Here is a 25,373-nt window from a genome sequence, read left to right on the forward strand (position 1 = left end):
AGTCACGCCGCCTGGCCGGCAGTGACCTGGTGAATAGGCATGAATGATCTACCGATCGAAGGTTTCACGACCATCAACGAAAGTGCGGCGATGGTCCTGCTGGTCGACGATCAGGCGATGATCGGCGAGGCGGTGCGCCGTGGGCTGGCCCACGAGGAGAACATCGACTTCCATTTCTGCGCCGATCCCCACCAGGCGGTGGCCCAGGCCATGCGGATCAAACCTACGGTGATCCTCCAGGACCTGATCATGCCGGGGCTGGACGGCCTGACGTTGGTGCGCGAATACCGCAACAACCCGGCCACCCAGGATATTCCGATCATCGTCCTGTCGACCAAGGAGGACCCGCTGGTCAAGAGCGCGGCCTTCGCCGCCGGGGCCAACGACTACCTGGTCAAGCTGCCGGACACCATCGAGCTGGTGGCGCGGATCCGCTACCACTCCCGCTCCTACCTGACCCTGCTGCAACGTGATGAAGCCTATCGCGCGCTGCGGGTCAGCCAGCAGCAGTTGCTCGACACCAACCTGATGCTGCAGCGGTTGATGAACTCCGATGGCCTCACCGGGCTGTCCAATCGGCGCCATTTCGACGAGTACCTGGAGCTTGAATGGCGACGGGCGATACGCGAGCAACAACAGTTGTCGCTGCTGATGATCGACGTCGACTACTTCAAGGCCTACAACGACAGCTTCGGCCATTTGGCCGGCGACGAGGCCCTGCGCCAGGTCGCCGAGGCCATCCGCGGTTCCTGCTCGCGTCCCACCGACTTGCCGGCGCGCTATGGGGGCGAGGAGTTCTCCTTGGTGCTGCCCAATACCTCGCCCGGCGGTGCGCGGCTGATCGCCGAGAAACTGCGCCAGACCGTCCTGGGTCTGAACATCCCCCATACCGCGCCCGAGGCAGACGCGCGCCTGACAGTGAGCATAGGCCTTGCGACCCTCACGCCAAGCGTTGGCAGCCACAGCCGGCAGCTGATCTCGGCTGCGGACAAGGGGCTGTATCTGGCCAAGAACAATGGTCGCAATCAGGTGGGCGTTGCCTGACGCTCTTAGGGTCTGCCGCCAGCGTCCACACCATTAGCGGCGGCCCTCGCGGTTACCGCCCGGCGGGTCTGCCGTCGGGGCGAGGACTGCGTTATACTCGCGGGCTTTTCACCGAATTCGCACGAGTAGCCCGCCCATGGAAATCCAACCGATCCTGAACACCATCAAGGACCTCACCGAACGCTCCCAGTCCATTCGGGGGTATCTTTGACTACGATCAAAAAGCTGATCGCCTGATCGAAGTCAATCGCGAACTGGAAGACCCTGCCGTCTGGAACAAGCCCGAGTACGCTCAGGGCTTGGGCCGTGAGCGCGCCATGCTGGCGCAGGTCGTCGAGACCCTGGACAAACTGTCCAATGGCCTGTCCGACTGCAAGGACCTGCTCGACATGGCCGTCGAGGAAAACGACGAAGGCGCCGTCAACGACGTTGTGACCGAGCTGCAAGGCCTGGAAGAAAACCTGGCCCAGCTTGAGTTCCGTCGTATGTTCAGCGGCGAGATGGACATGAACAACGCCTACCTGGACATCCAGGCCGGTTCCGGTGGCACCGAGGCGCAGGACTGGGCCAATATCCTGCTGCGCATGTACCTGCGCTGGGCCGACAAGCGTGGTTTCGATGCCACCATCATCGAGCTCTCCGAGGGTGAAGTCGCCGGCATCAAAGGCGCGACCGTACACATCAAGGGCGAATACGCGTTCGGCTGGCTGCGTACCGAGATCGGTGTGCACCGCCTGGTGCGCAAGAGCCCGTTCGACTCCGGAGCCCGTCGCCACACCTCGTTCTCGGCGGTGTTCGTCTCGCCCGAGATCGACGACAAGGTCGAGATCGAGATCAACCCGGCCGACCTTCGCATCGACACCTACCGCTCCTCCGGTGCAGGTGGTCAGCACGTGAACACTACCGATTCGGCGGTCCGTATCACCCACGTGCCGACCAACACCGTGGTGGCCTGCCAGAACGAACGTTCCCAGCACGCCAACAAGGACACCGCCATGAAGATGCTGCGGGCCAAGTTGTACGAGCTGGAGATGCAAAAGCGCAATGCCGCCTCCCAAGCTCTGGAAGACAGCAAGTCGGACATCGGCTGGGGTCACCAGATCCGCTCCTACGTGCTCGATGACTCGCGCATCAAGGACCTGCGTACCGGCGTCGAGCGCAGCGACTGCCAGAAGGTCCTGGACGGCGACCTCGACCAGTACCTGGAAGCGAGCCTCAAGCAGGGGCTGTAAACCGTACACGACCGCCGCGATACGAGGCCCGGCCCGTATCGCGTGCCCTGCCCGACAGGGGCAACGAACACCTGATGGAAACAATGACGACATGAGCGACCTCAAGACCGAATCGCAAGACCTGCAACAGGAAGAAAACGCCCTGATCGCACTGCGCAAGGAAAAACTTGCCGCCGAGCGTGCCAAGGGCAACGCCTTCCCCAACGACTTCCGTCGCGACAGCTACTGCAACGACCTGCAGAAGCAGTACGCGGACAAGACCAAGGAAGAGCTGGAAGCAGCCGCGATTCCGGTCAAGGTAGCCGGTCGCATCATGCTCAACCGTGGCTCGTTCATGGTCATCCAGGACATGACTGGTCGCATCCAGGTCTACGTCAACCGCAAGACCCTGCCCGAAGAGACCCTGGCCGCTGTCAAGACCTGGGACCTGGGCGACATCATCAGTGCCGAAGGTACCCTGGCCCGTTCGGGCAAGGGCGACCTGTACGTCGAGATGACCAACGTGCGCCTGCTGACCAAGTCGCTGCGCCCGCTGCCGGACAAGCACCACGGCCTGACCGACACCGAGCAGCGCTACCGCCAGCGCTATGTCGACCTGATGGTCAACGAGGAAACCCGCCACACCTTCCGTGTCCGTTCCCAGGTCATCTCGCACATCCGCAAGTTCCTGATCGAACGCGACTTCCTCGAAGTCGAGACGCCGATGCTGCAGACCATTCCAGGTGGCGCGGCGGCGAAGCCGTTCGAAACCCACCACAACGCCCTGGACATGGCCATGTTCCTGCGTATCGCGCCGGAGCTTTACCTCAAGCGGCTGGTTGTGGGTGGCTTCGAGAAAGTGTTCGAGATCAACCGCAACTTCCGTAACGAAGGCGTCTCGACCCGGCACAACCCCGAGTTCACCATGCTCGAGTTCTACCAGGCCTACGCCGACTATCGCGACAACATGGACCTCACCGAAGAGCTGTTCCGCGAGCTGGCGCAACTGGTTCTGGGCACCACCGATGTGCCGTACGGCGACAAGGTGTTCCACTTCGGCGAGCCGTTCGCCCGCCTGTCGGTGTTCGAGTCGATCCTCAAGTACAACCCTGAGCTCACCGCCGCCGACCTGCAGGACGTCGACCGCGCCCGTGAGATCGCCAAGAAGGCCGGCGCCAAGGTGCTCGGCCATGAAGGCCTGGGCAAGCTGCAGGTGATGATTTTCGAAGAGCTGGTCGAGCACAAGCTGGAGCAGCCGCATTTCATCACCGAGTACCCGTTCGAAGTGTCGCCGCTGGCCCGTCGCAACGACGAGAACCCTGCCGTCACCGATCGCTTCGAGCTGTTCATCGGTGGCCGCGAGATTGCCAATGCCTACTCCGAGCTCAATGACGCCGAAGACCAGGCTGAGCGTTTCCTGGCCCAGGTGGCCGAGAAGGACGCCGGTGACGACGAGGCCATGCACTACGATGCCGACTTCGTTCGCGCTCTGGAATACGGCATGCCACCTACCGCAGGTGAAGGCATCGGCATCGACCGCCTGGTCATGCTGCTGACCAATTCGCCGTCGATCCGTGATGTGATCCTGTTCCCGCACATGCGTCCACAGGCCTGAGCATCCTGAACAAGCCGCCTTTCGGGGCGGCTTTTTCATGCCTGCGGTTCGAAAGTGACTGATTGGTCACGGCGCAGGTGCCGAGTCGTTTTTGAAGCACCACCGAACCTATCAGGCGTGGCCTTGATCGTAATTGGGCCGCAACAAGCTACAACCGTCTTTACTCAAAGCAGAGGGGATCGACCCTCACCGAGATTCAACGAGGTATTCATCGTGACTCCCGCAATGGCCCAACAAGGCGCGGCAGGCGTGGCAAGCGCCGTCGCCGAAAGCGTGCAATACCAGGGGCGCAAGACAGCCCGCCAAGGCAGCGAGCAGCGCCGGCAGCAAATTCTCGACGCGGCAATGCGCATCATCGTGCGTGACGGCGTGCGCGGTGTACGTCACCGAGCGGTGGCCGCCGAGGCCGGCGTTCCGCTGTCGGCGACCACTTATTACTTCAAGGACATCGAAGACCTGCTGACCGACACCTTCGCTCAGTACGTCGAGCGCAGCGCCGCCTACATGGCCAAGCTCTGGGCCAGTTCCGAAGTGGTGCTGCGCCAGTTGCTCGCCCAGGGCGACGGCAGCCCCGCGGCCCGGGCACGCCTGGCGGACGAGGTGGCGCGCATGATGGCCGATTATGTCAGCCGTCAGTTGCACACTCGGCGTGACTTCATCATGGCCGAGCAAGCCTTCCGCCAGGAGGCCTTGCTGTGCCCGCGTCTGGCTGAACTGGTCAGCGCCCACGAGCAGATCCTCCTGCACGGCGCACGGCAAATGCTGCAGGTGGTGGGGTCGCGTCAGCCCGAGCAGGATGCTCAGATGTTGACGGCCATAATCGAGCAGATGGAATATCAGGGCCTGCTCAAGGATGCGAATGCGCAAGCCGATGGGCAGATGCTCGCTATCCTTACCCGATACCTGCACCTGGTGCTGGCATCGGCCTAGGCCACGACCGGCCCGAGGGGCGATCGATCTTTTCAAGGAGAACCTGATGAAAGCCTGGCGTCTGGTGTTGTTGACTTTGTCATTCCTGCTGCTCGGTGGATGTCTGGTGACCTTCCATGAGCCTCTGCCCAGCAACCAGGCAGCGCCCAAGGCTCTGCTTGGCAAGTGGAGCAGCAAGGACGCCTGGGGCGAGCCGCTCAAGCTCAGCATCAGCCGTGTGGGCGGGGATGCCTATAAAGCGGTGGCCACGGCCAAGGGCAAGGCGCCGGAAGAATATGTCTTTACCGTGTCCCAGCATGGCAATCGCTGGTATCTGTCGGCCGGTGTGCCCAAGCGCCTGGGCGGCAACTTCCTGATCGGCGGCTTCGAGGTCATCGATGGCAAGGAGCTTGTGCTCTACAACCTCGATGTCGACCAAGTGCAGCAGGCGGTCAAGAAGAAGGAGTTGACCGGACGCAGCACCGAGGTGCCGGAGGACAACGGCGAAGGTGTGCTGATCGACAGCCCGTCGGCGCGGGTGCTGGCCTATCTGGACGATCCGGCCAACTCCGACCTGTTCGTCGAGGTGGCACGCTTCCAGCGAAGTGGCAAATAGCGCACTATCGCTGGCTTGGCTGGCCTCTTCGCGGGCGTTCACGCTGTACCTGTGGGAGCGGGTCTGCCCGCGAAGGGGCCGAGCACGAGCTTGATTCAACAAGGAGTCCGGGGTGGACGAGTACCAGCAGACCATACGCGCGCTCTCCGACCGCATCGTCGCGGCGCAGACGCCCATCCGCGTGCTCGATGCGGTGAAGTGGGACGACAATATCCGCAACGGCTTTCTCAAGGCCAAGGGCAAGGAGCCCCCGGCCGTGGACCGTGCCTATTACCAGGGGCGACCGCTGTCGTTCGATTCCAACTCGGTGAAGGCCGAGTTCCAGAGCATCGAGCGTGACATCACTCGCCAGCTCGGTCAGTTCAACCCGGTCGGGCAGATCATGCGGCGCATGTGCAAGGAGTACCGCATGGTGGTGCGCATGCTCGAAGCCCGTGGCACCGAGGATTTCGGCCTGATTTCCCAGGAGCTGTATGGCGCGGCTTCCGACGCCTTCCATGCCGGCGACCCGACCCTGGCCGACCTGGGCCTGATGCTGTCCGATTATCTGAACAACATCGACGGCCGGGGCGACCTGAAGGACGAGCCGAAGAACCTTACCGCCAAGGAAGCCGTAGCGATCCTTCAGCGGCGCTTGAACAAGGTCTTCGGCGAGGCCGAGGAGACCATCCGCGTGTTCGAGTCCGACGGTATCGTGGCCGACGCTGCGGCCGGTGCCGATTACATCAAGGTGCGTGCCGACGCGATGTTCAACAGCCGAGACGTGCGCGCACTGGAGGTCCACGAAGGCCTGGTGCACGTGGGCACCACGCTCAATGGCCTCAACCAGCCGATCTGCACGTTCCTGGCGAAGGGGCCTCCTTCGTCGACCGTGACCCAGGAAGGGTTGGCCATTCTCATGGAGGTGATCGCTTTCGCCTCCTACCCCAGCCGCCTGCGCAAGCTCACCAACCGCACCCGGGCCATCCACATGGTGGAGGAGGGGGCGGACTTCTTGCAGGTCTACGAGTTCTTCCGCGGCCAGGGCTTCGAGATGGCCCAGAGCTACAGCAATGCCAGCCGGGTATTTCGCGGGTCGGTGCCCAACGGACTGCCATTTACCAAGGACTTGTCCTATCTCAAGGGTTTCATCATGGTTTACAACTACATTCAGTTGGCCGTGAAGAAAGGCAAGCTCGAGCAGATCCCGCTGTTGTTCTGCGGCAAGACCACCCTGGAAGACATGCGCACCTTGCGTCAGTTGGTCGAGGAGGGCCTGGTGGAGCCGCCCAAGTACCTGCCGGAACAGTTCCGCGACCTCAACGCCCTGTCTGCGTGGATGTGCTTCTCCAACTTCCTCAACCACCTGAGCCTGGATCGTATTGAAGCCGACTACGCGAACATTCTCTGAAGCCTGTCGCCGCCTCATCCTGGGCTTGCTCGTGCTGGGATTGTCGGGGTGTAGCAGCTTGTTGTTCTTCCCGGAGCCGGGCCTGCCGTTCACCCCGCAGAAGGCGAAGCTCGAATTTCGTGACGTGACCCTCATCGCCGCCGACGGTACGCGTCTTCACGGCTGGTGGATGCCGGTCAAGCCAGGGGTCCAGGTCAAGGGCACGGTATTGCACCTGCATGGCAATGGCGGCAACCTGGCCTGGCATCTGGGCGGCAGCTATTGGCTGCCGGAGCAGGGCTACCAGGTGCTGATGATCGACTATCGCGGCTATGGCCTCTCCCAGGGCAAGCCGAGCCTGCCGGCGGTTTACCAAGACATCGAGGCGGCCATGGATTGGCTGGACAACGCCTCGCAGGTCCAAGGCAAGCCCTTGGTGCTGCTGGGCCAGAGCCTCGGCGGCGCCATGGCCATTCACTACCTGGCGGCCCATCCTGAGCAACGTCAGCGCTTCAGTGCGCTGGTATTCGACGGTGTACCCGCCAGCTATCGGGAAGTGGGGCGCTTTGCCCTGAGTACGTCATGGCTGACCTGGCCGTTGCAGGTGCCATTGTCCTGGCTGGTGCCGGACGGCGACAGCGCGATCCGCTCGATCGAGCGCCTGGACACCCCGCCCAAGCTGTTTTTCCACAGCATCGACGACGACCTGGTGCCCATGGACAGCGGCATCCGTCTGTACCAGCACGCCCCGCCACCTCGGGTGCTGCAACTGACCCGAGGCGGGCATGTGCAGACCTTCGCCGACCCGACGTGGCGCCAGGTGATGCTGCGCTTCCTCGACGACCCCAGCCATTTCGATGGCCTTCGGCGACTAGCCGAAGTGCCCAATTACCCTGATGAGAAGAACGCGCAATGAGTGAAGAACGCAACGCCATCCCGATGATCCTGACCGCCGTGGGTACCATCATCGTGACGGTAGGGACCCTTTGGTATTACGGTTACTTGCATTTCGCCAAGCCCGAGGACGCCCTGTTGCTGCAGGACTACACCATGCTCAAGACCCTCCCCGGCGAGGACTACAAAGTCTCCCTCGACCCGGCGCCCCAGGTGGCGCAGTGCGTCGATGGCGTGCTGGTGCTGTTCGACACCCAGCAGAAGGGCCTGACTGGCGTGCTGGTGGACAACCGCAAGCGTGCCATTCGCTGTATGGGGCAGGAGACCCCGCAACAGCTGCAATGACCTGCATTCTGGATGCCTTCGCGGCGAAAGCCGCGAAGAGCCAGGACAGACAAAGAAAAGCCCCGCGACGATCGCGGGGCTTTTTTGTTTCATTGCGCCAGCCTTACTGTTGGATCTGGCTTACCGAACGCGGCTGCACCGGCTGGTTGTCATTGGAGATGGTCACCTCCACCCGACGGTTCTGGGCGCGGCCAGTGTTGCTGCCATTGTCGGCGACTGGGTACTCCTTGCCGTAACCCTGGGCGACGATGCGTGCCGGGTCGACACCTGCGCGTACCAGGGCCATGCGCACGCTGTTGGCGCGTCGTTCCGACAGGCCTTGGTTGTAGCTCGCCGAGCCGACGCTGTCGGTGTATCCCTCGACGATGACCTTGCGCTCAGGGTTTTCCTGGAGGAACTGGGCCAGCTTGGTGATGTTGGGGTAGGCGCTGCTCTTGAGCTCGGCCTTGTTGAAGTCGAACAGTACATCCCCGAAGGTCACCAGGGTGCCTCGATCAGTCTGCTTGGCGTTGAGGCTTTCCTGCAGCTTGCGGATCTGTGCGTCACGGGCGTCCAGGCGGGCCTGAGCGCGTTGTGCGGAGGCGTTCTTCAACTCGTTTTCAGCCGAGCGCAGGGCGATGGTCTGTTTGGCCACTTCCACGCGCTGGTTGGTCAGGTAGGCCAACTGGTCGACTGTCTTGTCGTCCTCGCGCTCCATGAATGCCTTGTCGGCTTTGTTCAGCCAGTCCTGGGCGTCCTTGGTCTCGAGGGCCGCCAGCTTGCTGGCCTGCGGATCGCTTTGCAGGCTGGAGAAGTTGGTGCGGGCGGACTCGAGATTGGGGTTCGGATCATGGGCGCAGGCAGCAAGGCCTACGCACAGGGCCAGCAGGGTGGGGATCATGAGGTAATTGCGCATAGTGTTCATCCTTTGATCAATGACGAAGGCTCAAACGGGGCAGGGCAGCGCTCATTCGGCGCTGCGCAGGCCTTCCTCGCGAAGGTCCTGGACACCTTCACGGCTGTCCTGCAGGGCCTTCTGCGCCTTGGCGGCCTGAGCCTTGCGCTCGGCCACGCGTGCATCCCACTCGGCTTGTTCAGCCAAGCGCTTGGCTTCGTCGTACTGCTTGTCATGCATGGCGATCTCGGCCTGCTTGAACTTGTCCTGGGCAGCCTTCATTTCCACGGCGGCAAACTCGGTGCCACCGGCGCTGACCGCGGAATTGACCGCGGACTGGGTGACGGCGTATTGCTCGGAGGGCGGTTTTCCGGCACAACCGGCCAGCAGCAGGCTGCCGCCCAGCGCCAGCGCGGCGAGCTTGAGCCCGCGCAGCGGCGTGGAGGAGGGGTGAGGTGTGCGGGTCTTCATGATGGTCAGCTCCATGGGATCACTCCTGTTTACGACGGTATCCTTAGCAGTCCATCGCTTTTTCCCTGTCATCTGCGCGCATTTCGGCCGAACTGTGCACAACGGCGTGTGTGCAGGGTTTTAGCGTGATGGCTACAGGCTGTGACTTGGGCTTTTTTCCGATAGTTCAGAAAAAAATGCCGAGCCTGTGCAGACGTGCAGGGACCGTGGAAGGGGATCGGTGGCAAATCAAGACTGTGCGACAAGGCGAACGGGGCGAGGCGGGGCAGCAGTCCCGTGCCCCGCCAACGCGGGGGCAAGTGTCAACTCGAAAGACTTTTCGACAGTGCCTGTTCGGCCTGCACGTAGGCGGGTGTCTTGCCGATGTCGGCGTAGATCTCCTCGCCCTCCTCGACACGGATCACCTGCGAGCCTTTGACGTAGGGGATGGCCTTTTCCGCCTCCTTGATGGCGGATTGCAACAGGCTCTCCGTGACGAAGGCCTCGTCCAGCCCGTAGGCCTGCGCGAATGCCTTGATCTTGACCAAGTCCTGCTTGTGCAGGGTAAGGGTGTATTCGACGCGTTCGCAGCTCTCGCGGGCCTTGGATTCCCAGCTGTCCAGCATGTGCCTGAAGGTGTCCATGGAAAACTCCTCGCTCGAAACCTGAAGTGGGCATGACTTCGGATGCCTTGCATTCACTTTAGTTGCTCGGTGCCGAACCGGCTTGCCAGTACGGCCTTGCCATGGGCACTCTTGGGCAATGTTCCTGAGCGGATGCGCGGTGAGCCGCGCCGGAGAGAAGGCCGATGACCGATATCGATGTACGCTTGCGTGAGGATGTCCATCTGTTGGGTGAACTGCTGGGCGAGACCATTCGCCAGCAGCATGGCGAGGCGTTCCTGCAGAAGATCGAAGACATCCGCCACAGTGCCAAGGCCGACCGCCGTGGCGCTGCAGAGCAACTGAGTTCGACCTTGGGCGATCTGGCCGACGACGACCTGCTACCGGTGGCTCGGGCTTTCAACCAGTTTCTCAACCTGGCGAACATCGCCGAACAGTACCAGTTGATCCGCCGTCGCGATGTTGGCCAACCCGAGCCTTTCGAAGCGCACGTGCTGCCGGAATTACTGACTCGGCTGAAGCAGGCCGGTCATTCGGACGATGCCCTCGCCAGGCAGTTGGCCAAGCTGGACATCCAGCTGGTGCTCACCGCCCACCCCACCGAAGTGGCCCGCCGTACACTGATCCAGAAATACGATGCCATCGCCGGCCAGTTGGCTGCGCAGGATCACCGTGACCTGACACCTGCTGAGCGCCAACAGGTGCGTGAGCGCTTACGGCGTCTGATCGCCGAGGCCTGGCACACCGAGGAAATCCGGCGCACCCGGCCGACGCCGGTGGACGAGGCCAAGTGGGGCTTCGCGGTGATCGAGCATTCCTTGTGGCAGGCGATCCCCAACCACCTGCGCAAGGTAGATCACGCGTTATTCGAAGCGACTGGTCTGCGCTTGCCGCTGGAATCCGCGCCGATCCGTTTCGCCTCCTGGATGGGCGGCGATCGCGATGGCAACCCCAATGTCACCGCGGTGGTGACCCGCGAAGTGCTGCTGCTGGCCCGCTGGATGGCGGCTGACCTATTCCTGCGTGACATCGACTACCTGGCTGCCGAGCTGTCGATGCAGCAGGCCAACAATGCCCTGCGCGAGCGCGTGGGTGACAGTGCCGAGCCTTATCGTGCGTTGCTCAAGCAAGTGCGCGAACGCCTGCGCGCCACCCGTGCCTGGGCCCATGCGGCGCTGAGCAGCGCCCAGGCACCTGGGGCCGATGTGCTGACCAGCAACCGCGAGCTGATCGAGCCGCTTGAGCTGTGCTATCAGTCCCTGCATGAATGCGGCATGGGTGTCATCGCTGACGGCCCGCTGCTCGACACCTTGCGTCGGGCCGTGACCTTCGGCTTGTTCCTGGTGCGCCTGGACGTGCGTCAGGATGCCGCCCGGCACCGCGATGCGCTGACCGAAATCACCGACTACCTGGGCCTGGGGCGCTATGCCGACTGGGACGAGGAACAGCGCATCGCGTTCCTTCAGGCGGAACTGAAAAACCGCCGGCCGTTGTTGCCTGCGCACTTCAAGCCCGACGCCGAGACTGCCGAAGTGCTTGCCACCTGCCGCGAGATTGCCGCCGCGCCGGCGGCTTCGCTGGGGTCCTATGTCATCTCCATGGCCGGGGCCGCATCCGATGTGCTGGCTGTGCAATTGCTGCTCAAGGAGGCCGGCCTGACCCGGCCCATGCGCGTGGTGCCGCTGTTCGAGACCCTCGCCGACCTGGACAACGCCGGGCCGGTGATGGCGCGCCTGCTGGGCCTGCCGGGCTATCGTGCCAGCTTGCATGGACCGCAGGAGGTGATGATCGGGTATTCCGACTCGGCCAAGGACGCAGGTACCACAGCGGCGGCCTGGGCCCAGTACCGGGCTCAGGAAAACCTCGTGCGCATCTGTCGAGAGCATCAGGTCGAGCTGCTGTTGTTCCATGGCCGTGGTGGCACTGTCGGCCGAGGCGGCGGGCCAGCCCACGCGGCGATCCTGTCGCAGCCACCCGGCTCGGTGGGCGGGCGGTTCCGCACCACCGAGCAGGGCGAAATGATCCGCTTCAAGTTCGGCCTGCCCGGCATCGCCGAGCAGAACCTCAACCTGTATCTGGCCGCCGTGCTCGAGGCGACCCTGTTGCCGCCGCCACCCCCGCAGCCCGCCTGGCGCGAGCTGATGGACCAGCTTGCTGCCGACGGCGTCAAGGCGTATCGCGCCGTGGTGCGGGAAAACCCCGACTTCGTCGAGTACTTCCGCCAGTCCACGCCGGAGCAGGAGCTCGGACGCCTGCCGCTGGGCAGCCGTCCGGCCAAGCGCCGTGCCGGCGGCATCGAGAGCCTGCGTGCTATTCCGTGGATCTTCGGCTGGACCCAGACGCGCCTGATGCTGCCGGCCTGGCTGGGCTGGGAGACGGCCCTGAGCAATGCCCTGGCGCGTGGGCAGGGCGAGCTGTTGGGACAGATGCGTGAACAGTGGCCGTTCTTCCGCACCCGAATCGACATGCTGGAGATGGTGCTGGCGAAAGCCGATGCCGAGATTGCCAAGGCCTACGACGAACGTCTGGTGCAACCGCACTTGCTTTCCCTGGGGGCACATCTGCGCGACCTATTGTCGCAGTCGTGCCAGGTGGTGCTGGGGTTGACCGGGCAATCGGTGCTACTGGCTCACAGCCCCGAGACCCTGGAGTTCATCAGCCTGCGCAATACCTATCTGGACCCGCTGCATCGCCTGCAGGCCGAATTGCTGGCGCGCTCTCGGAGCCGGGAAGCCGCTCTGGACAGCCCATTGGAGCAGGCCCTGCTGGTCACGGTGGCAGGTATCGCCGCAGGTCTTCGCAATACCGGTTGAGGCGTTCGGCGGCTGACCTTGGCTGGGGGCCGCAGGCCCCTCGGCCGAGGTTGTGCTGGCAGGTTGCGCCGGGCGCAACCGCGCCGTGAAACGGGCCCAAGTGGCGATTTCCTGCAACTTTGGGACGCTTGTCTGGTTGCTGGGCGCTGTGTATCTTGAGCAGCCTTTTGACCGATTTTCGGTCTCACCCGATTTTTCGGACTTGGCCTTCTGCGCCGAATCCGTTGATTTACATAGAAAAATATGAGGAGCACAAGATGCGCGTAATTCTGCTGGGAGCTCCCGGGGCCGGTAAAGGTACTCAGGCAAAGTTCATCACCGAGAAGTTCGGTATTCCACAGATCTCCACCGGTGACATGCTGCGTGCCGCCGTCAAGGCCGGCACCCCGCTGGGCCTTGAACTCAAGAAAGTCATGGATGCCGGCCAGCTGGTTTCCGACGAGCTGATCATCAGCCTGGTCAAGGAGCGCATCGCCCAGCCGGATTGCGCCAAGGGCTGCCTGTTCGACGGCTTCCCGCGCACCATTCCCCAGGCCGAGGCCATGGTCGCCGCAGGTGTCGACATCGACGCCGTGATCGAAATCGCCGTTGACGACGAAGAGATTGTCGGCCGCATGGCCGGCCGCCGTGTGCACCTGGCTTCGGGCCGTACCTACCACATTCAGCACAACCCGCCGAAAGTGGAAGGCAAGGACGATGTCACCGGCGAAGACCTGATCCAGCGCGACGACGACAAGGAAGAGACCGTGCGTCACCGCCTGTCGGTATACCACAGCCAGACCAAGCCGCTGGTTGACTTCTACCAGAAACTCTCGGCCGCCAACAACGGCAAGCCGAAGTACAGCCACATCGAAGGTGTCGGCTCGGTCGAGGCGATCACTGCCAAGGTGCTGGCAGCCCTGAGCTGATCCATCTCCGTGCGTCACGACGGCCCGCTTGCGGGCCGTTGTCGTTTATACTGCCGCTCTTTTCCCCGTTGCCTGGATACCTCGTTCGATGACCACCCTGCTGGCCCTGGATACCGCTACCGAAGCCTGTTCCGTCGCTCTGCTGCATGACGGCAAGGTGACCAGCCATTACGAGGTGATCCCGCGCATGCACGCGCAAAAGCTGCTGCCGATGATCAAGCAGTTGCTGGCCGAGTCAGGCGTGGCGCTCAGCGACGTGGATGCCATTGCTTTCGGTCGTGGCCCCGGGGCGTTCACCGGGGTGCGGATCGCCATCGGTGTGGTCCAGGGCCTGGCCTTCGCTCTCGAGCGCCCGGTGCTGCCGGTCTCCAACCTGGCGGCGCTGGCCCAGGGTGCGCTGCGTGAGCGCGGGGTGCAGCAGGTCGCCGCCGCCATTGATGCCCGTATGGACGAGGTGTACTGGGGCTGCTATCAAGCCCATGACGGCGAGATGCGCCTGGTAGGGCGCGAGGCGGTGTTGCCGCCAGAACGTGTGCAGCTACCGGAGGCCTGCACCGGCGAGTGGTTCGGCGCCGGCACCGGATGGGGTTATGGCGAACGGCTGGCCGTGCCGGTGAGCGCAAGCGATGCCAGCTCGCTGCCCAACGCCCTGGACATCCTCGAGCTGGCCCGCTTCGCTTGGGCACGCGGCGAGGCCATCCCGGCCGAGCAGGCGCAACCTGTGTACCTGCGCGACAACGTAGCGACACCCAAGGCGCGCTGAGCCTCTCGTCAGTCGGCGCAGCGACGTCGCAACCTTTTGTGCGAACTGTGGTCCAGTTATCAATTGGGCATTAGCGAGGGATCTCTGATGCTGCTAAATTGCCATCATTGATCCTGAGTGCCTTGTCCATGCGTATCGATGGTTTCTCCTCCCAGTCCTATCCGATCAAGCGCACCCCGCGTAAGGCACCGGTGCGCGACGAGAACATCGACGATGCCGAACTGGTCGAGGACGTCGAAGCCCCTCAGGAGCCCCGCACCAACCGCCGTTCCGGTGGTCTGCCAGCCCGCCAGCAAGACATGATCTTTCCTCGTGCCCGTGATCGACGCACCGCTACCGCTCTGGCCAGCTACTTGGCCACCGCCGGTTTCACCGACTGGGAGATGGAAGTGCTGGGGTTGGACCTGTACATTTGATGGATGAATCCATCGCCCCTGCCTTACTTTCTCGGTTGTCCGTCCTGGAGCGAAAACGCCTGGCGCGACTACCTCTATCCCGCCGACGCCCGTCCTGCTGAATTTCTCGGCCTGTACAGCCGGGTGTTCAATGCCGTCGAAGGCAACACGACCTTCTATGCTCGTCCCGCGCCTGCCACGGTGGAGCGTTGGGCGCAGGTCATGCCCACGCATTTTCGCTTCACCGCCAAGTTTCCGGGTGATGTGACCCATGACGGGGACCTGCGTGAGCATCTGGAGTCCGCGCTTGCATTCACCCGGCTGATGGCGCCGTTGGGCGAGCGGGTTTCGCCGTACTGGTTGCAGCTATCGGCCCAGTTCGGCCCTTCGCGGCTTGGCGAGCTGTGTCATTTTCTCGACCTAATCGGCGTGCCGGTGGCGGTCGAGGTGCGCAACGAGGCGTTTTTCGCCCGGGGCGAAGAGGAGCGCCAGCTCAACCGGCTGTTGCACGAGCGGGGTGTCGAGCGCATCTGCCTGGACCCACGGGCGCTGTTCAGTTGCACCTCGCGCGAGCCGGGTGTATTGCATGCACAGTCCAAGAAACCACGGGTCCCGCCACGTCCGGCTGCATTCAGCCAGCACCCTCAGGTGCGATTCATCGGGCATCCGGTGCTGGAGGCCAACGAGAGCTTTCTCACGCCCTGGGTGGAAAAGGTTGGCGCCTGGATCGAAGAAGGGCGCAGTCCCTATGTCTTTTTGCATACCGCCGACAACCTGCAGGCCGCAGCCCTGGCCCTGCGTTTTCATGAGCGTCTGATGGCGCGTTTGCCGGGTCTTGACCCTTTGCCGGAATTGCCGCGTGCGCCCGAGGTCGAACAACTGGGACTACTCTGACGACTCCTGACTATCTGCCGAGGTTGAGACCATGGATGTGCAAACCCTGCGAGCCGAAGCCTTCAAGGCCATGCATGAGCGTGAGGGCGCTTTCGTCATTCCCAACCCCTGGGACGCAGGTTCTGCCCGCCTGCTGGCAAGCCTCGGCTTCGAGGCCCTGGCCACCACCAGTGCAGGTTTGGCGTTCAGCCTGGGGCGGCCGGATGCCGAAGGCGCCTTGAGTCTGGAGGAAACCCTGAGTAACGCCCGGTCGATCGTCGATGCGACTCCGTTACCTGTGGCCGCCGATCTGGAAAACGGCTTCGGTGACCTGCCACAGGATTGTGCCGAGACGATCCGGCGCGCGGCCGAGGTAGGGCTGGTGGGCGGCTCGATCGAAGACGCCAGCGGTCGCTGCGACGACCCTATCTACGACTTCGGTTTGTCGGTGGAGCGGGTGCGCGCCGCCGTGCAGGCTGCTCGTGCGCTGCCGTTTCCCTTCACCCTCTGCGCCCGCGCGGAGAACCTGCTGCACGGGCGCCTGGACCTGGATGACACCATCCGGCGCCTGCAAGCCTATGCCGAGGCGGGTGCCGATGTGCTTTATGCCCCAGGCCTGCGCGACGTCGAAGAAATCCGCGCCGTGGTGCAGGCGGTCGCGCCCAAGCCTGTCAACGTGCTGATGGGGCTGGCTGGTGTGCCGCTTAGCGTGAACCAGTTGCAGGACCTGGGGGTGAAGCGCATCAGCGTAGGCTCCTCGCTCGCACGCGCCGCGCTGGGAGCGTTGCAGCGGGCGGCGCTGGAGATCCGTGATCAGGGCTCGTTCGGCTACAGCGCGCAGGCCCTGCCGTTTGCCGAGCTCAACGACCTGTTCCGTCGCTGAGGCGCCCGTGCGTGTTGCCACGCTGCTGGTTGTCGGCCTGATGGCAATGGCGGCCCTGGCGTGGCATCTGGGCTGGCGACCACCTGCCGCCTGGAACCCCTGGGCGGTGCTGGACGTGCGCCAGCCGCCCAACTTCCTGACGCCCTACAAGCTCGCGCGCCTGCGCGAGAACCCACGTTTGTGCCTGCAGGCTTTGCAGACATCGGCCTTGCGCTACCGGCCACAGGCCGACAGCGCGCCCACGGCCAATTGCCCGCTGCGCAACGTGTGGCGAATCGAAACTGGCGAAGCGCGCCTTAGCAGCAGCTTCCTGGCGTCTTGCCCATTGGCGGTGGCCTACGCGTTGTTCGAAAAGCATGGACTGCAGCCCGCGGCGCAACGAATTTTTGGCCAGCCCGTGGCCCAGGTCGAGCACTTGGGCAGCTTTGCCTGCCGAAATGTGTACCACCGTAAACAAGGTCGGCTCAGCCAGCATGCCAGCGCCAATGCATTGGATATCACGGGTTTTCGCCTCAAGGATGGACAACGCATCGTGCTGGCGAGGGATTGGCAGAAGGGCGGGGAGAAGGCGGCGTTTTTACGGGAGGTCCATGACGCGGCCTGCAACAGTTTCAATACGGTGCTGGGGCCGGACTACAACGCGGCGCACCACAACCACTTTCACCTGGACATGGGGCTCTGGCAGGTCTGCCGCTGAGCTCAGGCGTGCGTGCGCACGTTGTTCAGCACTACCGGGCGCGCCCAGTGAAGGTCGAACTCCAGATCGTTCTGCTGTTTGGCCAAGGTGGGTTCGTCGTAGGGCTCGGGGGCGTTTTCCAACAGATCCGTTTCGAACTCGGCGATGGGCAGGAACAACGCCCGCGGCGACGGCGCCGGGCCAGGCTCGGGAAGCGGATGGCCCTGACTCATGACCACTGGGCGCAACCAACTGTTGCTCAAGTCGAGCTGGCGCTGTTGTTCGATCAGTTCGGCGGTGCTGAACGGCTCGGGTGCGTTTTCCAGCAATTCGGTCTCGAATTCGGCCTTTGGCAGGAACAGCGGCTCGGGCGGCTTGACCTCGGTGTCGTGGACATCGCAGCTACGCTGGACATGGATCTGCGCCAGGGTGCGCACACCGCCCAGTGGTTCACCGCTTTCCTTGTCGACCTGCTTGGCGATGGCTTGGCTGACCGGGTCCGCTTCTGTCCCTTGCTGCTCGGCCAACGCGCGGGCGAAGAAATCCTGCCACAGGTGGCTTACGCCCCCGAGTGCCTGGGTGTTCTGTCGACCGTAGTTGCCGACAGGCGACAGGTAGGTCAAGCCGATGGGAAGGGTTTCTGACATGGCAGTCGCGCGCGTTGTGCTCTGGCAGAATAGCGGATACTGCGTGTATCGGCGGTGGCCGGGATTTCATTAATTTTTTCGAGTGCGCGAACCGATGGTGGAGCTAGAGCAGGGCATGGGTATCAGGGTCGAGGCGTTGTCGGCTGAGTTCCAGGCCCAGGCACAAGTGTGGGCCGAGCGCCTGGGTGTGCCGCTGGTGGATGACGAGGCGGGGTTTGCCGTGCAGGTCGGGCCTGATGGGTTGCAGATCCAGCAGCTAGGGCCGCAGGCGCCGGGACCGGTGCGGGTGGACTTCGTCGAAGGACAGGCGGCGCATCGACGGCTCTATGGCGGGGGTAACGGACAGATGATCGCCAAGGCCGTCGGCATCGCCCAAGGCGTCCGCCCCCAGGTGCTCGATGCCACTGCAGGCTTGGGCAAGGATGCGTTCGTGCTGGCCAGCCTGGGCTGCCAGATGACCCTGATCGAGCGCCAGCCGCTGATTGCCGCTTTGCTCGAGGATGGGCTGGCGCGGGCGCGTGGGGATGACGAGGTGGGGGCGATCGTCGAGCGCATGCACCTGCTGACCGGCAACGCCATCGAGCGCATGCGCGCCTGGGAGGGCGAGCCACCCCAGGTGATCTATCTCGATCCGATGTTCCCGCATCGGGACAAGAGCGCGCTGGTGAAGAAGGAAATGCGGGTGTTCCGGCCCTTGGTCGGTGATGACCTGGATGCGCCGGCGTTGTTGGAGGCGGCGTTGGCGTTGGCTTCCCACCGGGTTGTGGTCAAGCGGCCACGCAAGGCGCCCATTATCGATGGGCCCAAGCCGAGCCACAGTCTGGAGGGGAAATCGAGTCGGTATGACATTTATCCCAAGAAGGCGCTCAAGGCTTGATTAGGTTTGGGGCTGCGGCTGGGGCTGGGGCTGGGTTGTGGTTTTGAGGTTTGTGGGCTTATCCGTTTGATTTGTCTACGCTGATTCACCTTTCCGCCCTTACGGCGGGTCACTTTTGGTCTTGGCCAAAAGTAACCAAAAGCCGCGCGCCCCTGCATCCGGCCCGGCGCTTCGCACCGGGTCCCCTCGCTGCGGTGTCTTACGGGGCCTCGCGGCCTCCGGCTGGCTGCGCCAGCCTCCATCTCGCGACTTCGGCTACCGCCGAAGGGCGCTACGCGCCTGCCCCTACAGACACCTCCGCTCGGCCTGCTGATGGGGCGCAAGTTACGGGCGGCGTCTGGGTTGGCGTTGTTTCATTCAGGGGTTTTTGTGGGGTATGTTCCGCCCATCGCGGGTAAACCCGCGAAAAGACCGGCACAAACAATAAATTAATCAGCTTGTTTGCCGTTGCTGTTGCTTTTGATGCGCGATAGTCCAGGCGCCACCCATCGCGACCTCAGAAGGCCGAGTGGAGGTGTCTGTAGGGGCAGGCGCGCAGCGCCCTTCGGCGGTAGCCGAAGTTGCGAGATGGAGGCTGGCGCAGCAAACCGGAGGCCGCGAAGCCCCGAAAGGCAGCGGAGCGCAGGGAACCCCGGAGCGCAGCGCAGGGGCCGGATGTGGGAGGCAGCGGTTTTTGCCTACTTTTGCCCAAGAGCAAAAGTAGGTCGCCGTAAAGGCGAAAAGCGCCGGTGGCGCCCCCACAAACACCGGATATTCACACAGCCTCAAAGCCCAAGCCCTTAAACCCGGTACCCCCGCATGAACAACCCAACCACCTCCCGCACATGCACCTCCGCCTCCTCCACCGTCAACGCCGGCGCACACCCCAGCAGCAGCCGATAATCCGGCGCCCCCTTCACCAAGCAGAAGAAATGCTCAGCCGCCCGCAAGGGATTGTCGATCGCCAGCAACCCCCGCTGCGCGACACTGGCCAGCAGCGCTTCCATCCCGGCCAGCACCCGCTTGGGCCCCGCCTCCCAGAAGTACTCGCCAAAGCCAGGGTCCTGGTTCCCCAAGGCAATGATCAACCGGCTCAACTTGACCGACTCGTCACTGCTGATCAACGCCTGAAACCCCCGGGCAATATTCAGCAGCACCTGTTCCAGCGGAACGCCTTCGGGCAGCTCGAAGATAAGGTCAGGCAGTTGGGTCTGACACGTCGCCATGACGGCCGAACCAAACAGCGTCTGCTTGTCGTTGAAATGGCTGTAGACCGTGAGTTTTGAAACACCTGCCGCCGCAGCGACCGCATCCATGCTGGTGTTCGCATAGCCAAGACTCAGGAACAAGGTCTTGGCGGCTTCGAGGATGGCCTCGCGCTTGGCCAGGTCCTTGGGCCGGCCAGGGCCAGTGGGTGCGTCGTTGGACATGGGAATCCGCATCATGATGAAAAGTCCCCCATCTTAACGGGTCGCAGCGCATCCGGCTGCTAAAGGCGTGGATGGTTAATACGTTTTTCTCTGTGTTACCCGCTTCCCGACCCTGGTGTCCTGACTTAATATACTCGCCAGTATAAATATTCGAGGCGCTCCTCGCGAAAGGACATCCATCATGTTGCGTCATGCCGTGCCCATCGTTTTACCCGCCACCTTGGCGTTGCTGCTGGTCGCTTGCGGTCAGGAGGCCGCGGCCCCTGCTGTGCCGCGCCCGGCGTTGGTGGTCCAGCCCCAGCCAACGGGTGCTTCGGCCGACAGTTATCCCGGCGAGGTGCGGGCTCGCTTCGAGCCTGAGCTGGCCTTTCGCATTGGCGGCAAGGTGAGCAAGCGCCTGGTGGAGGAGGGGCAGCGGGTCAAGGCCGACCAGCCGCTGGCCGAGCTCGACCCACAGGATGTCCGTCTGCAACTGGAGGCCAACCGCGCCCAGCTCGCTGCCGCCGAAGCCAACTTGGCCCTGGTGCGGGCTGAGCGCGATCGCTACCAGAAGCTGCTGGAGCGGCAGATGGTCAGCCGTTCCCAGTACGACAACGCCGAGAACCTCTATCGCGCAGGCCAGGCGCGTCTCAAGCAGGCCAAGGCGGAATTCGACGTGGCCGGCAACCAGGCGGAGTACGCCGTGCTCCGAGCACCTCAAGCAGGCGTGATCGCCAAGCGTCAGGTCGAGGTGGGTCAGGTTGTGGCGCCAGGGCAGACCGTGTTCACCCTGGCCGCCGATGGTGAGCGAGAAGTGCTCATCGGCCTGCCGGAGCAGCAATTCGCCCGCTTTGGCGTGGGGCAAACGGTGAGTGTGGAGCTGTGGTCGCACCCGAACGCGCGTTATCCGGGGCGCATCCGTGAGCTGTCTCCGGCGGCCGATCCTCGCTCGCGTACCTTCGCTGCGCGGATTGCCTTCACCACCTCCAGCACGCCGGCCGAGCTGGGGCAAAGCGCGCGAGTGTTCATTGCCCACGCTGAACGCGCGCCGCTGTCGGTGCCGCTTTCGGCGGTTACGGCCGAACAGGGGCAGGCCTACGTCTGGCGCATCGGCAAGGACAACCGCCTCGAACGCGCGGTAGTGCGCCTGGGCCCTTATGGCGATGACAGCGTGCCGGTGCTCGAAGGGCTGAAGGCGGATGACTGGGTAGTGGCCGCAGGTGGCCATGTGTTGCGCGAGGGCCAGCAGGTCCGGCCCGTGGACCGTTCCAACCGTGATGTGAACCTGGCGACCAAGGAGTAATTCCCGATGGGTTTCAACCTTTCCGCCTGGGCCTTGCGCAACCGGCAGATCGTGCTGTTCTTGATGATCCTCCTGGGCGCGATTGGCGCGATGTCCTACACAAAGCTGGGGCAAAGCGAGGATCCACCGTTCACCTTCAAGGCCATGGTCATTCGCACGATATGGCCGGGTGCTACCGCCGAGGAGGTCTCCCGGCAGGTCACCGAGCGCATCGAAAAGAAACTGATGGAAACCGGCGAGTACGAGCGGATCGTGTCGTTCTCGCGTCCAGGCGAGTCCCAGGTGACGTTCATGGCCCGGGACTCCATGCACTCCGATGCCATCCCCGAGCTGTGGTACCAGATCCGCAAGAAGGTCGCGGACATTCGCCATACCTTGCCGCCCGAGATTCAGGGGCCGTTCTTCAACGATGAGTTCGGCACGACTTTTGGCAACATCTATGCACTGACAGGTCCCGGGTTCGATTACGCCGTGCTCAAGGACTACGCCGACCGTATCCAGATCCAACTGCAGCGGGTCAAGGACGTGGGCAAGGTCGAGCTGATCGGCCTGCAGGACGAAAAAATCTGGATCGAGCTCTCGAACCTCAAGCTGGCCACCCTCGGCGTGCCGTTGCAGGCGGTGCAGCAGGCGCTGAGCGAGCAGAACGCGGTGAGCACCGCAGGTTTCTTCGAGACCCCCAGCGAGCGTTTGCAGTTGCGTGTCAGCGGACGTTTCGACAGCGTCGAGCAGATTCGCCAGTTCCCGATCCGCGTAGGTGATCGCACCTTCCGTATCGGGGATGTGGCCGAGGTCCATCGCGGCTTCAACGACCCACCTGCGCCACGCATGCGCTTCATGGGCGAGGACGCAATCGGCCTGGCGGTCTCGATGAAGGACGGTGGCGACATCCTGGTGCTGGGCAAGGCCCTGGAAGGCGAGTTCGCCCGTCTGGCGCGCAACCTGCCGGCGGGCATGGAGTTGCGCAAGGTTTCGGACCAGCCCGCTGCGGTGAAGGCAGGGGTAGGGGAGTTCGTCCAGGTCCTGGTCGAAGCCCTGGCCATCGTGCTGCTGGTGAGTTTTTTCTCCCTGGGCCTTCGCACCGGCCTGGTGGTGGCCCTGGCCATTCCACTGGTGTTGGCCATGACCTTCGCCACGATGCATTACTTCGGTATCGGCCTGCACAAGATCTCTCTTGGCGCACTGGTGCTGGCGCTTGGGCTGCTGGTGGATGACGCCATCATTGCCGTGGAGATGATGGCGATCAAGATGGAGCAGGGGTTCGACCGGCTCAAGGCGGCGAGCTATGCCTGGTCCAGCACGGCATTCCCGATGCTCACTGGCACCTTGATCACGGCGGCGGGCTTCCTGCCGATCGCCACGGCGGCCTCCAGTACTGGCGAATACACACGTTCTATCTTCCAGGTGGTGACCATTGCCTTGCTGACGTCCTGGGTGGCCGCGGTGGTCTTCGTGCCTTACCTGGGCGACCGCCTGCTGCCAGACCTGGCCAAGCGTCACGCCGAGGGCGCGCACGGTCCGGATCCGTATGGCACGCCGTTCTACCAGCGTGTGCGCCGCGTCGTGGAGTGGTGCGTACGCCGGCGCAAGACAGTGATCGTGCTGACGGTCGCGGCTTTCGTTGGCAGCATCCTGCTGTTCCGCTTCGTGCCCCAGCAGTTCTTCCCGGCCTCGGGCCGGCCCGAACTGATGGTCGACCTCAAACTCACCGAAGGCGCATCGCTGGCCAATACAACCGAGCAGGTCAAGCGCCTGGAGGCACTGCTCAAGCAGCAGGATGGCATCGCCAACTATGTGGCCTATGTCGGCACGGGGTCGCCGCGTTTCTACCTGCCGTTGGACCAGCAATTGCCGGCGGCGAGCTTTGCCCAGTTCGTGGTACTGGCCAAGAGCCTGGAGGATCGTGAAGCCCTGCGCAGCTGGTTGATCGCCACGCTGGATGCGCAATTCCCCGAGCTGCGTGGACGGGTCACCCGTTTGGAGAACGGTCCGCCGGTGGGCTATCCGGTGCAGTTCCGGGTGACGGGCGAGCATATCGAGAAGGTTCGTGCCCTGGCGCGGGAGGTAGCGGTCAAGGTGCGCGAGAACCCCCATGTGGTGAACGTGCACCTCGATTGGGAGGAGCCGAGCAAGGCGGTGTTCCTGGAGATCGACCAGGACCGCGCCCGGGCCTTGGGCGTAAGCACCGCGCATCTGTCGAGCTTCCTGCAAAGCTCGCTGACCGGCACCACGGTCAGCCAGTACCGCGAAGACAACGAACTGATCGAGATCCTGCTACGCGGCACCGGCCAGGAACGCCGTGAGCTGGGCAACCTCGGCAGCCTCGCGCTGCCCACCGACAACGGCCAGAGCGTGGCGTTGTCCCAGGTGGCGACCTTGGAGTACGGCTTCGAAGAAGGCGTGATCTGGCACCGCAACCGCCTGCCCACGGTGACCGTGCGGGCCGACATCTATGACAAGGAGCAGCCGGCTACGCTCGTCAAGCAGATCCTGCCAACCTTGCAAACGGTGCGCGATACCTTGCCCGAGGGTTACCTGCTGGAAGTCGGTGGCGCCGTGGAAGATGCCGAGCGCGGCCAGCGTTCGGTGAACGCCGGCATGCCACTGTTCATCGTGGTGGTGCTGACGTTGCTGATGGTGCAGTTGCGCAGTTTTTCGCGCACGGTGATGGTGTTTCTCACCGCGCCCTTGGGGCTGATCGGCGTGACGCTGTTCCTGTTGGTGTTCCGGCAGCCTTTTGGGTTTGTCGCCATGCTCGGCACCATCGCACTGGCGGGGATGATCATGCGTAACTCGGTGATCCTGGTCGACCAGATCGAACAGGACATCGCGGCGGGGCTGGATCGCTGGCAGGCGATCATCGAAGCTACGGTGCGGCGCTTCCGACCGATCGTGCTCACCGCCCTGGCGGCGGTATTGGCAATGATCCCGCTGTCGCGCAGCGTGTTCTACGGGCCGATGGCGGTGGCCATCATGGGCGGGTTGATCGTAGCGACCGTGCTGACGCTGTTGTTCCTGCCAGCGCTGTATGCGGCGTGGTTCAGAGTGAGGAAAAGCGGCTAGCTGGGAGCGGCAAGCGGCAAGCGGCAAGCCACAAGGGGGACGAGCCACGCAGGCCTCGCGTCTTGCTTGTGGCTTACCGCTTGAAACTTACAGCTTGCAGCCGCGCGCTTCAAAGCGCGCCGAACACCTTCTTGGCCAGGCTGGTCGCGGCCTGGGCTGGGTTCTGGCGAATGTTCTGCTCCTGCTTGCCGATCATCTCGAACAGGCCATCGAGCGCTTTCTCGGTCACGTAGTTCTCGATGCTCGCGCTCTTGGCGTCTACCACGCCTAGGGCCACGGCTTGGCCGGCGAAGTTGTTGTACTGCTGCGCCAGGCCAACCTTGTCGGTGGCTTGCTTGACGATCGGCAGGAACTTGGCGCGGATTTCTTCACGGCTGCTCTTGTTCAGGTACTGGGTTGCCGAATCCTGGCCGCCGTTGAGGATGTCCTTGGCGTCGGTCACGGTCATCTTCTTGACCGCATCGACCAGAATCGCCTGGGCCTGCGGAACCGCTGCTTCGGCCGCCTTGTTCATGCTGTTTTCCAGGGCTTCGACCTGCTCACCCTTGCCGAACATCTTCATGGCCTTGGCGGCCTTGCCCAGGTTGCCTGGCAATTCGATGCGCACATCCGGGTTGTTGCTGAAGCCGCCAGGCGTGCTCAGTTGCTTGACGGCGATCTGAGCGCCCTGGGTCAGGGCGTCCTTCAAGCCGCCGGTGGCATCTTTCTGGCTCAGGTCGCCGAGCGACAGGGCCAGGGCGCTTGCCGACAGCAGCAGGCCGGCGCACAGGGTGGTGAAGCGCAGGGAGGTGCGAATCATGCTGGGTATTTCCTTATAGCTGGGAGAGGGCGGGC

The 25,373-nt window shown here is 63.4% G+C and carries 24 protein-coding genes; 18 read left to right on the forward strand and 6 right to left on the reverse strand.

Going from position 1 to position 25,373, the window contains the following annotated elements:
- Window positions 1-39: 39 nt before the first annotated feature.
- The 8 genes from J5X93_RS05450 to J5X93_RS05485 all read left to right on the forward strand — a co-directional run bounded on the left by J5X93_RS05450 (window position 40) and on the right by J5X93_RS05485 (window position 8,003).
- Window positions 40-1,044 carry a response regulator gene (locus tag J5X93_RS05450; RefSeq protein ID WP_043213758.1) on the forward strand — a complete coding sequence of 335 codons (1,005 nt, stop codon included), beginning with the start codon at window positions 40-42 and terminating at the stop codon, window positions 1,042-1,044.
- Window positions 1,045-1,180: 136 nt separating this feature from the next.
- A protein-coding gene (gene prfB, locus J5X93_RS05455; RefSeq protein WP_102082206.1) for a peptide chain release factor 2 occupies window positions 1,181-2,276 on the forward strand; the annotation gives its coding sequence in 2 pieces (ribosomal slippage) (window positions 1,181-1,252 and window positions 1,254-2,276; 1,095 coding nt in all).
- 91 nt (window positions 2,277-2,367) lie between these two features.
- Complete coding sequence (gene lysS / locus J5X93_RS05460; RefSeq protein ID WP_043213762.1) at window positions 2,368-3,870, forward strand: lysine--tRNA ligase; 1,503 nt, start codon at window positions 2,368-2,370, stop codon at window positions 3,868-3,870.
- Between the two features lie 225 nt (window positions 3,871-4,095).
- On the forward strand, window positions 4,096-4,800 hold the full coding sequence (locus tag J5X93_RS05465) for a TetR/AcrR family transcriptional regulator (RefSeq protein WP_090346037.1): 705 nt from the start codon (window positions 4,096-4,098) through the stop codon (window positions 4,798-4,800).
- 46 nt (window positions 4,801-4,846) lie between these two features.
- Window positions 4,847-5,395, forward strand: a complete 549-nt coding sequence (locus J5X93_RS05470) for a hypothetical protein (RefSeq protein WP_182941656.1) — start codon at window positions 4,847-4,849, stop codon at window positions 5,393-5,395.
- A 112-nt stretch (window positions 5,396-5,507) separates the two neighbouring features.
- Complete coding sequence (locus J5X93_RS05475; protein WP_043213767.1) at window positions 5,508-6,785, forward strand: flavohemoglobin expression-modulating QEGLA motif protein; 1,278 nt, start codon at window positions 5,508-5,510, stop codon at window positions 6,783-6,785.
- Window positions 6,757-7,680: an alpha/beta hydrolase gene (locus J5X93_RS05480; RefSeq protein ID WP_090346040.1), complete on the forward strand. Its 924-nt coding sequence runs from the start codon at window positions 6,757-6,759 to the stop codon at window positions 7,678-7,680. Before J5X93_RS05475 ends, J5X93_RS05480 begins: the two co-directional genes overlap by 29 nt.
- On the forward strand, window positions 7,677-8,003 hold the full coding sequence (locus J5X93_RS05485) for a PA3694 family proteiin (protein WP_043213771.1): 327 nt from the start codon (window positions 7,677-7,679) through the stop codon (window positions 8,001-8,003). Before J5X93_RS05480 ends, J5X93_RS05485 begins: the two co-directional genes overlap by 4 nt.
- Window positions 8,004-8,106: 103 nt before the next feature.
- Here the strand turns inward: J5X93_RS05485 and lptF are convergent, their stop codons facing one another.
- From lptF to J5X93_RS05500, 3 genes are all read right to left on the reverse strand, one after another.
- Window positions 8,107-8,898 (reverse strand): lipotoxin F family OmpA-related lipoprotein LptF, encoded by a 792-nt coding sequence (lptF, locus tag J5X93_RS05490; protein WP_043213773.1) that lies wholly within the window; start codon window positions 8,896-8,898, stop codon window positions 8,107-8,109.
- Between the two features lie 51 nt (window positions 8,899-8,949).
- Complete coding sequence (locus J5X93_RS05495; RefSeq protein ID WP_043213775.1) at window positions 8,950-9,363, reverse strand: DUF4398 domain-containing protein; 414 nt, start codon at window positions 9,361-9,363, stop codon at window positions 8,950-8,952.
- Between the two features lie 287 nt (window positions 9,364-9,650).
- Window positions 9,651-9,971, reverse strand: a complete 321-nt coding sequence (locus J5X93_RS05500) for a hypothetical protein (protein WP_090346043.1) — start codon at window positions 9,969-9,971, stop codon at window positions 9,651-9,653.
- Window positions 9,972-10,135: 164 nt separating this feature from the next.
- Here J5X93_RS05500 and ppc point away from each other — a divergent pair, with 164 nt between their 5' ends.
- The 7 genes from ppc to J5X93_RS05535 all read left to right on the forward strand — a co-directional run bounded on the left by ppc (window position 10,136) and on the right by J5X93_RS05535 (window position 17,282).
- Window positions 10,136-12,763: a phosphoenolpyruvate carboxylase gene (gene ppc, locus J5X93_RS05505; RefSeq protein ID WP_182941652.1), complete on the forward strand. Its 2,628-nt coding sequence runs from the start codon at window positions 10,136-10,138 to the stop codon at window positions 12,761-12,763.
- A gap of 257 nt (window positions 12,764-13,020) precedes the next feature.
- The gene (gene adk / locus J5X93_RS05510; RefSeq protein WP_043213782.1) at window positions 13,021-13,671 is read left to right on the forward strand and encodes an adenylate kinase; all 651 of its coding nucleotides are present in this window, start codon (window positions 13,021-13,023) and stop codon (window positions 13,669-13,671) included.
- A gap of 88 nt (window positions 13,672-13,759) precedes the next feature.
- A complete protein-coding gene (gene tsaB / locus J5X93_RS05515) occupies window positions 13,760-14,434 on the forward strand; it encodes a tRNA (adenosine(37)-N6)-threonylcarbamoyltransferase complex dimerization subunit type 1 TsaB (protein WP_182941650.1) in 675 nt (224 codons plus the stop codon).
- 128 nt (window positions 14,435-14,562) lie between these two features.
- Window positions 14,563-14,850, forward strand: a complete 288-nt coding sequence (locus J5X93_RS05520; protein WP_070575208.1) for a hypothetical protein — start codon at window positions 14,563-14,565, stop codon at window positions 14,848-14,850.
- Between the two features lie 3 nt (window positions 14,851-14,853).
- Window positions 14,854-15,723: a DUF72 domain-containing protein gene (locus J5X93_RS05525; protein WP_102082211.1), complete on the forward strand. Its 870-nt coding sequence runs from the start codon at window positions 14,854-14,856 to the stop codon at window positions 15,721-15,723.
- A 31-nt stretch (window positions 15,724-15,754) separates the two neighbouring features.
- Entirely contained in the window at window positions 15,755-16,585 is an 831-nt protein-coding gene (locus J5X93_RS05530) for an isocitrate lyase/PEP mutase family protein (RefSeq protein ID WP_090346052.1), read from the forward strand.
- Window positions 16,586-16,625: 40 nt separating this feature from the next.
- Window positions 16,626-17,282, forward strand: coding sequence for an extensin-like domain-containing protein (locus J5X93_RS05535; protein WP_102082245.1), 657 nt, complete (start codon window positions 16,626-16,628; stop codon window positions 17,280-17,282).
- 2 nt (window positions 17,283-17,284) lie between these two features.
- Here the strand turns inward: J5X93_RS05535 and J5X93_RS05540 are convergent, their stop codons facing one another.
- The gene (locus J5X93_RS05540; RefSeq protein WP_070575202.1) at window positions 17,285-17,908 is read right to left on the reverse strand and encodes an energy transducer TonB; all 624 of its coding nucleotides are present in this window, start codon (window positions 17,906-17,908) and stop codon (window positions 17,285-17,287) included.
- A gap of 115 nt (window positions 17,909-18,023) precedes the next feature.
- On the opposite strand from J5X93_RS05540, the gene J5X93_RS05545 reads away from it, so the two are divergent.
- Window positions 18,024-18,785 (forward strand): class I SAM-dependent methyltransferase, encoded by a 762-nt coding sequence (locus J5X93_RS05545; protein ID WP_372240779.1) that lies wholly within the window; start codon window positions 18,024-18,026, stop codon window positions 18,783-18,785.
- Window positions 18,786-19,564: 779 nt separating this feature from the next.
- Here the strand turns inward: J5X93_RS05545 and J5X93_RS05550 are convergent.
- The gene (locus tag J5X93_RS05550) at window positions 19,565-20,206 is read right to left on the reverse strand and encodes a TetR/AcrR family transcriptional regulator (protein ID WP_043215915.1); all 642 of its coding nucleotides are present in this window, start codon (window positions 20,204-20,206) and stop codon (window positions 19,565-19,567) included.
- A gap of 169 nt (window positions 20,207-20,375) precedes the next feature.
- Here J5X93_RS05550 and J5X93_RS05555 point away from each other — a divergent pair, with 169 nt between their 5' ends.
- Entirely contained in the window at window positions 20,376-21,476 is a 1,101-nt protein-coding gene (locus tag J5X93_RS05555) for an efflux RND transporter periplasmic adaptor subunit (protein WP_090346055.1), read from the forward strand.
- Window positions 21,477-21,482: 6 nt separating this feature from the next.
- Window positions 21,483-24,539 carry an efflux RND transporter permease subunit gene (locus J5X93_RS05560; RefSeq protein ID WP_070572398.1) on the forward strand — a complete coding sequence of 1,019 codons (3,057 nt, stop codon included), beginning with the start codon at window positions 21,483-21,485 and terminating at the stop codon, window positions 24,537-24,539.
- A gap of 109 nt (window positions 24,540-24,648) precedes the next feature.
- Here the strand turns inward: J5X93_RS05560 and J5X93_RS05565 are convergent, their stop codons facing one another.
- Window positions 24,649-25,338, reverse strand: a complete 690-nt coding sequence (locus tag J5X93_RS05565) for a DUF4197 domain-containing protein (protein ID WP_043215781.1) — start codon at window positions 25,336-25,338, stop codon at window positions 24,649-24,651.
- Window positions 25,339-25,373: the final 35 nt, after the last annotated feature.

It is taken from the genome of Pseudomonas sp. BYT-1, assembly GCF_023611805.1.
Lineage (GTDB): Bacteria > Pseudomonadota > Gammaproteobacteria > Pseudomonadales > Pseudomonadaceae > Aquipseudomonas > Aquipseudomonas guariconensis.